This window comes from Methylibium sp. T29 (assembly GCF_000576205.1).
Lineage (GTDB): Bacteria > Pseudomonadota > Gammaproteobacteria > Burkholderiales > Burkholderiaceae_C > Methylibium > Methylibium petroleiphilum.
Genome location: NZ_AZND01000499.1, coordinates 1 through 1291, shown reverse-complemented (window position 1 = coordinate 1291; position 1291 = coordinate 1). Strand labels below are relative to the sequence as shown.

The 1291-nt window shown below is 71.2% G+C and carries 2 protein-coding genes; both read right to left on the bottom strand.

The genetic code is table 11. From position 1 onward, the window contains the following. Nucleotides 1-409 (bottom strand): pirin family protein (locus tag x551_RS22365; protein WP_036251736.1); only part of this gene is annotated, 409 nt, incomplete at its 3' end. A 146-nt stretch (nt 410-555) separates the two neighbouring features. Next, nucleotides 556-1080, bottom strand: coding sequence for a chemotaxis protein CheW (locus x551_RS22360; RefSeq protein ID WP_011828187.1), 525 nt, complete (start codon nt 1078-1080; stop codon nt 556-558). Nucleotides 1081-1291: the final 211 nt, after the last annotated feature.

Here is a 1291-nt window from a genome sequence, read left to right as displayed (position 1 = left end):
GCTCGAAGCGCGGCGCCACGTCCTCGTGCTCGGCCGGCAGCGCCGCCCACAGCTGCAGTCCGTGGCTGCGCCGCGCGACGCCGCGCAGGTCCTCGGGCGTGCGCTCCGAGTGCACGATGCCCTGGCCGGCGGTCATCCAGTTGATTGCCCCGGGCTCGATGCGCTGCGAGACGCCGGTCGAGTCGCGATGCTGCATCGCGCCCTCGAACAGGTAGGTCACCGTCGCCAGGCCGATGTGCGGATGCGGCCGCACGTCGTGGTCGTCGGCGGGGCTGGCGGTGATCGGGCCGAAGTGGTCGAAGAACACGAAGGGCCCGACGGCCTGCCGAAGGGCCGACGGCAGCAGGCGGCGCACCGTGAAGCCGCCACCGAGGTCCTTGCTGTGAGGGGTCAGGAGTTGCAGGGGCATGCCGGAAGTCCGGGAGTCGCGTTGCGACGAGTGTCGCGCGTTTCACGCAGGCCCGCGCTGCGCCTCCCGTCGGCCCCATGAGCAACGGCGCCCCTCGGGGCGCCGTCGGCGGGGGAGCGCGGCGGAGCCGCCGCGCGTGGCCGGACTCAGCCCACCGCGTCGATCACGCCGAGCTCGGCGCTCGTCATCAGCGACTCGATGTCCATCAGGATCAGCATGCGTTCGGCCACGGTGGCGATGCCGATCAGGTGGCTGGTGTCGACGACCGCGCCCATCGACGGTGCCGGCTTGATGGCGTCGTGCGGCAGGTCCAGCACGTCGCTCACCGAGTCGACCACGGCGCCGATGACGCGGCCCTTGACAGCCAGCACGATCACCGCCGTGATGGGCGTGATCTGAGCATCGCAACCGAACTTCACACGCAGATCGACGACCGGCACGATCACACCGCGCAGGTTGATCACGCCCTTGAGGAAGCTCGGGGCGTTGGCGATGCGGGTCGGCGGCTCGTAGCTGCGGATCTCCTGCACCTTCAGGATGTCGATGCCGTACTCCTCGGTGCCGAGGCGGAAGCTGAGGTACTCACGGCCCGGCTGGGCGCCAGCGCCGGCGCGGTTGCCCTGGCGCTGGGCTTCGTGGCGGGCCACTTGGGTGGCGTCGATCATGTCCATGGTGGATCCTCTCGGTGCGGTGTCGGAGCGCCGCGGACGTGGCGCTGCGCGGGATGTCAGAGTGGTTTACGGCAGTTGCGGCGCGGACTGAAGGCCTGCGTGCGCATCCGGATCCGGATCAGAAGGTTTCCCAGTCGTCGCCCGGCGTGGCGGTCGCCGCGGCAGCCGCCACGACCGGGGCCGGCCTGGCGGCGGCTACGGCATCGCGCAG

Coding starts and splice junctions, on each gene's coding strand:
- x551_RS22360 (WP_011828187.1), bottom strand. CDS start 1,080: ATGGACATGATCGACGCCACCCAAGTGGCCCGCCACGAAGCCCAGCGC.